7 protein-coding genes and 1 pseudogene are annotated in these 6012 nt (G+C 49.9%); 7 read left to right on the top strand and 1 reads right to left on the bottom strand.

Annotated elements, in window-relative coordinates:
• Positions 1 to 209: pseudogene (locus tag JHD59_RS22935) on the bottom strand (hypothetical protein); the annotation flags it as partial.
• Positions 210 to 228: 19 nt separating this feature from the next.
• Here JHD59_RS22935 and JHD59_RS23370 point away from each other — a divergent pair.
• The 7 genes from JHD59_RS23370 to JHD59_RS21285 form a co-directional block, all read left to right on the top strand.
• The gene (locus tag JHD59_RS23370; RefSeq protein WP_368671640.1) at positions 229 to 285 is read left to right on the top strand and encodes a hypothetical protein; all 57 of its coding nucleotides are present in this window, start codon (positions 229 to 231) and stop codon (positions 283 to 285) included.
• Positions 285 to 692, top strand: a complete 408-nt coding sequence (locus JHD59_RS21310; protein ID WP_199155737.1) for a phage holin family protein — start codon at positions 285 to 287, stop codon at positions 690 to 692. Before JHD59_RS23370 ends, JHD59_RS21310 begins: the two co-directional genes overlap by 1 nt.
• Before the next feature lie 507 nt (positions 693 to 1199).
• Positions 1200 to 1784: a paraquat-inducible protein A gene (locus JHD59_RS21305; RefSeq protein ID WP_199155736.1), complete on the top strand. Its 585-nt coding sequence runs from the start codon at positions 1200 to 1202 to the stop codon at positions 1782 to 1784.
• Positions 1762 to 2397 (top strand): paraquat-inducible protein A, encoded by a 636-nt coding sequence (locus tag JHD59_RS21300; protein ID WP_199155735.1) that lies wholly within the window; start codon positions 1762 to 1764, stop codon positions 2395 to 2397. The genes JHD59_RS21305 and JHD59_RS21300 overlap by 23 nt, the downstream gene beginning before the upstream one ends.
• Complete coding sequence (locus JHD59_RS21295; RefSeq protein ID WP_199155734.1) at positions 2387 to 4000, top strand: intermembrane transport protein PqiB; 1614 nt, start codon at positions 2387 to 2389, stop codon at positions 3998 to 4000. The genes JHD59_RS21300 and JHD59_RS21295 overlap by 11 nt, the downstream gene beginning before the upstream one ends.
• A complete protein-coding gene (locus tag JHD59_RS21290) occupies positions 4000 to 4572 on the top strand; it encodes a membrane integrity-associated transporter subunit PqiC (protein ID WP_199155733.1) in 573 nt (190 codons plus the stop codon). The genes JHD59_RS21295 and JHD59_RS21290 overlap by 1 nt, the downstream gene beginning before the upstream one ends.
• 357 nt (positions 4573 to 4929) lie before the next feature.
• The coding region (locus tag JHD59_RS21285; protein ID WP_304492314.1) for a histidine kinase dimerization/phospho-acceptor domain-containing protein at positions 4930 to 6012 on the top strand (1083 nt) is incomplete at its 3' end.

The following is a 6012-nucleotide window of genomic DNA, read 5'->3' as shown; positions in this document are numbered from 1 at the left end:
CCCCCCCCCCCCCCCCCCCCCCCCCCCCCCCCCCCCCCCCCCCCCCCCCCTCTTTTGAGTCTCGTGGGCTCGGAGATGTGTATAAGAGACAGAAATGTAGTTGAGCGCGTTGATGCGAAGCCGGAGAGCGCTAAAAAACTGAATAAGGCATTTAATGCTGCAAGGCTAAAAGCCAAGGGTGCCGCGTTGTCTACCGACAGGATTGTCAACGAACATCCTTGGAAGTCGGTGGGTACCGTTGCTGGCGTTGCTTTTCTCTTGGGTATGCTGATTGGAAGAAAGTGATGATGAAATACAACTTTGCACGAATCGGAGGTGTGAAGTCTGTAGTTTTTTTATCAGGTAAACTTTTTCTAACTAGATTGGAGATGATTGCATTGGAAGCTAAGATGTTTCAAGCTGAGCTAGTGAAAACACTATTACAGCTTGCTTGCGCTTTGCTGAGCATCTTTGCTTCCATTGTATTGTTTTCAATGCACATCATCCAAGTTCTTACTAATCACCTTGACACAGGGTGGCTTGCTTTTTTCTCTATTCTTCTTTTGATTGCAGGGGTTGTTTTGATGACTTTTGTGATGCTGAAGGTTCGTAGACAAAGGCCTCCGTTTTCAGACTCCATCTCTGAGATGAAAAAGGATTGGTCCAGTATTTGGGGTGAGGCTGGTCATGAATTCGCAAAAGAAAATGGATGAGTTGATGATGATAGGCTATGGTGTAAGGCAGCAAATTACTGCTGAACTATACCAGAAGCCATCATTCATCAGTAGGCGCAAGTCGTTTTCTTTGCTGTCATATGCAATGCATTTTATATCAACATTGATTCCGAATAAGAAGTTGAAATTCTTATTGGGGATGCTGAGTCGTATAATTTGAGCTGCTATTGTCAATTATTTGGCATTTGCAGTGAAGATTATTGGGTATGAAGTGCATTGGATAGATTGTTAGACGGCCTTGTCAGATCTTGTCTGGCAGGGCTGTTTTATTTAAGTGTGTACGTATGACCGTGGTTGTATCGGTTGGGAGGGCTATTTTGGGTTTATGCAATTGTTAGGGGACGTGCATGAAGCAGATAGTCTGATTGTATTGGCTATGCCTGTACTGACTTGCCAGCTCCATCTTTGATTGGATCTGTTTTTAAATGTTAGACCATCGTTATGGTGCATGAGGATTATGGGATGGTTTGTTGCCATGATTGCGATATGTTGCAGCGTCTCCCGCACGCTCTCGAAGCCCGCAGTGTGGCTAGATGCGTGCGTTGTGGCGCCACCTTAAAAGAGGCCGAAAGACTTTCTCTTTCTTCCATGGTTGCCATATTGCTGGCCTGTACGATGCTATTTGTCCTTGCAAACACATATCCGGTTTTAATTCTGGAGGTGGCCGGCAAACGCAGCGCAGCGACCTTATGGCAAACGGTGATTGCTTTGCAGGGACAGGGCATGTTGGAAGTGGCTTTGCTGGTGCTGTTCACCAGCATAGTTATGCCTGCGTTGGCACTGTGCAGCATGCTTTATGTGCAGTTGCTCTTGTGGCGGGCCAAGGTGCCGCCGGGATTCGCAAGCATGCTCAGGCTGTATGGCGTGGCACGACCATGGTGCATGGTGGAGGTGTTCCTGGTTGGGGTGCTGATTTCGTTGGTCAAGCTGGTTCATCTGGCCAATGTGCATCCAGGCATAGGGCTGTGGGCCTTGTTTGCTTTGATCATGCTGCAGGCAGCCTGTATGGGTGGTTTTTCTCCAAGCCGGCTATGGGAGCGTATCAGTCATGCGCCGCTACGGAGCGTATAGCGCTGCAGGCCTCAACCTGTGCTTGTGCCATGGTTGCGGTCTGTTATGTCGGATTAGCCTGGATCAGGATAACGCCTGTTGGCGTTGCAAGGCGCCGCTGCACTTGCGCCGTCCCGCGGCGCAGCAGCGCTGCTGGGCTTTATTGCTGGCAGCAATCATTTGTTACTTGCCGGCGAATCTGTTGCCCATCATGGAGACCACTGCGCTGACCGGCGCCCAGCGCGACACCATCATGAGCGGCGTCGTTTACTTGTGGAATAACAATTCCTGGCCGTTGGCACTGGTGGTGTTTATTGCCAGCGTGCTGGTCCCGCTATTGAAGATTTTGGCCTTGTTGCTGCTGGCATGCAGTGTGCAGTGGCGTTGGCAGTGGGCGCCGCGTCAGCGCACCCAGCTGTATCGCCTGATCGAGGTGATAGGCCCATGGTCGATGCTGGATATTTTTGTGGTGGCGCTGATGGCGGCCTTGGTGCAATGGCAGTCGCTGGCCAGCATCAAGGCCGGGCCAGGCGCGATTGCGTTTGGCGCGGTGGTGGTGCTGACCATGCTGGCGGCAATGAGTTTCGATCCCAGAATGATCTGGGACGCAATTGAGGACGATGATGAGCAGTAATAATCCACAAAACTTTGCTGAACTGCCCCAGGCGGTTCAGGCCAAGCGGCGCCGCTGGGCCCCATCGCTTGTGTGGCTCATTCCTTTGGTGGCCGCGCTGATCGCTGGTGGGTTGGCTTTGCATGCCATCCTCACGCGCGGTCCGGTGATCACGATTTCGTTTCAGAGGGCGGAAGGCATCGAAGCAGGCAAGACCCGCATCAAGTACAAGGATGTGGAAATTGGCGAAGTCACTTCGGTGAAGTTCAGTCCTAATCGTAAATCCATTATTGCCACGGCCCAGTTGACTCAGGAAGCGGCTGATTACCTAGCTGAGGACAGCCGTTTTTGGGTGGTACGGCCACGGATTTCCGGTGGCAGCGTTTCCGGCTTGGGCACGGTGCTGTCCGGCTCCTACATTGCCATGGACATCGGCAAGAGCTCTGCGCGGAAGAGCGAGTTTGTCGGCCTGGAAACCCCTCCTATCATCAACGCCGATTTGCCTGGGCAAACTTTCTTCCTGCGCGCGGAGAATCTTGGCTCGCTGAATACAGGCTCCCCGGTGTATTTCCGCCGCGTGCCTGTGGGACAAGTGGTTGGGTACGAGCTGGATTCCAAGGGCGGCGCTGTCGACGTCAGCATCTTCATCAATGCGCCATATGATCGCTTTGTTGTCGCCAACAGCCGGTTCTGGCACGCCAGTGGCGTGGATGTGTCGCTGAACGCTAATGGGCTGAATGTAAACACCCAGTCACTTGCCGCCATCGCCTTGGGGGGCATTGCCTTCGAGACCCCGCTGACCGACAGCGCAAGCATCCCTCTGTCTGACCGTAATTTCATCCTGCACGATACGCGCGACAAAGCGCTCCAGAATCCGGACCGTGAGATGCGGCCGTTCCGCTTGCGCTTCCATCAGTCTCTGCGTGGTCTCGCCGTGGGTGCGCCAGTTGATTTTCGCGGCATCACCATCGGCGAAGTCACCGCTATTGGCGTTGAATACGATGGAAAACGCAAGGAGTTCGACATGACGGTGGACATACGCATCTATCCCAGCCGGTTGGATAGTTTGTCGCGCGGGGGGCGGGTGTCCGGCAAGCTGTCTCCACAATACCTAGTAGCCAATGGCGCGCGAGCGCAATTGCGTTCAGGCAATCTCATCACTGGGCAGCTTTATGTGGCGCTGGACTTCTTCCGAGGCGTTCCTCCTGCGCAATTGGTGGTGCACAACGGGATTCCTGAGTTGCCAACCATTCCTGGAGATCTGGAAGAGCTGCAGCGGGTGTTGCAACGCATCGTCAAAAAATTGGATGCCGTGCCATTCGACAATATCGGTAGGGAGGCGGAGGCCTCGTTGAAGGCGATGCAGAATACCTTGGATAGCGTGAGAAAGCTAACGGACGGCGCAAGCGATGAAACGCTGCCACAGTTGAGCAAGACGCTGGCGCAACTGCAGCAGACCCTGGATGCCGCAAAACAGACTATGAAAGCCGATTCGCCACTGCAGCAAGACGTTCGCTCGGCGGCGCAGGAGGTGAAAGAGACCGCACGAAGCTTCCGTGCGCTGGCTGATTATCTTGATCGCCATCCAGAGGCGCTGGTACGTGGCAAGGAGGCACAGCCGTGATGAAAGACTGGATTATTGTTACGTTGTTGCTTGGCGTCGTCAGTGGCTGCGCGTCGCCGCCGACGCATTTTTATAGTCTCGATGTCCCGTCAGTCAGCTCAACTCTGGTAAGGCAGGGGCCGAGAGTGATGCTGGAGCCGGTGACATTGCCGGCGGCGCTGGATCGGCCCCAATTGGTGCTGGATAACGGTAATGGCCAGTTGAGCTTGCAAGAGTTTGAGCATTGGAGTGCGCCGCTCGACCGCCTGTTAACACAAAATCTGGCGTTCGGTATCAGTCAGCGCAGCGGAGTGGCAAGTGTTTACGCTTACCCTCAAGCGGGAATGAGCATGGGTGAGCTGCGCTATGTACTGGATATTCGCCGCTTGAGCTTGCAACCCGGCCGGCAAGTAAGGTTGGAGGCAGTCTGGCAGTTGCTCCGTGTTGAAGATGGCACGGTGATAGATAGTGGAGTGTTCAATGAAAGCCATGCGACTACAAGAAATGACATACCGTCTCTGAATGCGGCATTGATACAGCTGCTTGGTCTCCTGGCCGATAACATGGCACAGGGCTTGGTCAAATTAGGGTAATTTTTTGATTACTTATTAAGTATGGTGTTGTGAAAAGCCCCCAGCCATCTGTTGATGATTGGGGGCTTTATATTGTGGTGTGAGAAAAGATTTTGATAATGGATCACTTTGTTGGCAATCATGATTACAAGGTTTTATATCTGCAATTTGAAAATTTTCGATGTTTTATTTTTTATATGATTGAAATTGTTTGGTATTTTTTGCTATTTATTATGATACGTACTAAATTTAATCTATCATTTCTTCGTAAGGTGGGTCGTAGCGATGCTTTCGGTCAGAGTCCTATTTGCTTTGTTGGTGATTTATTGTAGCTTTTGTTTTGGATCATCTTCTGTAGGGATGTTGAATGAAGCCGAGATGGATTGGATTAGACAGCATCCTGTGGTTGATGCGTATACAATTTCTTCACATCATGAAAAAAGTATTGAGGCCGAAATTGCATCTCTTGTATTTAAAAGGGTAGGGCTAAAGCTAAAGCTGATTGAGCTCGATAGGCCGTTGAGTCAATATGATCCATTGCCTATCGTTGTGATGGGCGGGGATGCCCGTGCCTCAGGAAACCCATTTATTTATTCTCATTATAAAATTAGTGTGCCGTATAAACCTCTGATACGTCTTTATGTTACAAAGAATAATCATAAGCTAGTAACAAAGCTATCAGATCTTGATGAGCGAAGTTTAGGGGTGTTGGAGAATAGCTATACATCGTCTGCTCAAAATGGTTATCTCGATATACATAGATTTAAAAACCAAAAAGCTCTTTTGGATGCTGTGTCAAAAGGTGAAGTGGAGGCTGCACTACTATTGAGAGAGGATGCTTTTTATGAATTGCCAAAGCATCGTGACCTTGTCATGAATGGGTTCGAGGATGTAAGCAGTACTAATGTTTTTCTGGTAAGTAATAAAGAGCCGATTCTTTTGTCCATTTTGAATAAGACATTGCTGTCATTTGATTCTAGAGAGTTGCATGATGCAACCATGAACTGGTTGGATCACACAGACCAAAATATTCCAGAGATTGGTAATGTATGGAAGGGATATCGTTGGGGACTTCTTTCAGTATTGGCGGTAATGATTGCACTGATTTTCGCTTTATATGTTACAAGAAAGGCTTATCGTATAAAGATGGAAAGTGAAGCAACAAAAAGTAAGTTTCTGGCAATGATGAGCCATGAGCTGCGTACTCCTTTAGGAGTGATTATTACAGTGCTTGAGTTGTTGCAGAATTCATTGTTAGACCAATACCAACGGAAAATGCTTGGGCAGGCTCAAAGTGCAGGGGCAAACTTGATGGAGTTATTTAATAACATATTGGATATGTCTCGTATTGGCTTGCATCAGATTGAATTGGAGTCTCAGCCGACGTCTGTGTCAAATTTAGTCAGAGATCTTCATCAGCAATACTTGCCTTTAGCAGAGGAAAAGGGCATTGATTTCACT

It is taken from the genome of Chromobacterium sp. ASV23 (assembly GCF_016428945.1).
GTDB classification, from domain to species: Bacteria; Pseudomonadota; Gammaproteobacteria; order Burkholderiales; family Chromobacteriaceae; genus Chromobacterium; species Chromobacterium sinusclupearum.
The sequence above is the reverse complement of the archived record's forward strand: the minus strand, read 5'-3'. Positions and strand labels throughout refer to the sequence as shown.

Excerpts from the sequence above, each read along its gene's own strand:
- JHD59_RS21310 (WP_199155737.1), top strand. The coding sequence starts at position 285 with ATGATGAAATACAACTTTGCACGAATCGGAGGTGTGAAGTCTGTAGTT.
- JHD59_RS21305 (WP_199155736.1), top strand. The coding sequence starts at position 1,200 with ATGTTGCAGCGTCTCCCGCACGCTCTCGAAGCCCGCAGTGTGGCTAGA.
- JHD59_RS21300 (WP_199155735.1), top strand. The coding sequence starts at position 1,762 with ATGCGCCGCTACGGAGCGTATAGCGCTGCAGGCCTCAACCTGTGCTTG.
- JHD59_RS21295 (WP_199155734.1), top strand. The coding sequence starts at position 2,387 with ATGAGCAGTAATAATCCACAAAACTTTGCTGAACTGCCCCAGGCGGTT.
- JHD59_RS21290 (WP_199155733.1), top strand. The coding sequence starts at position 4,000 with ATGAAAGACTGGATTATTGTTACGTTGTTGCTTGGCGTCGTCAGTGGC.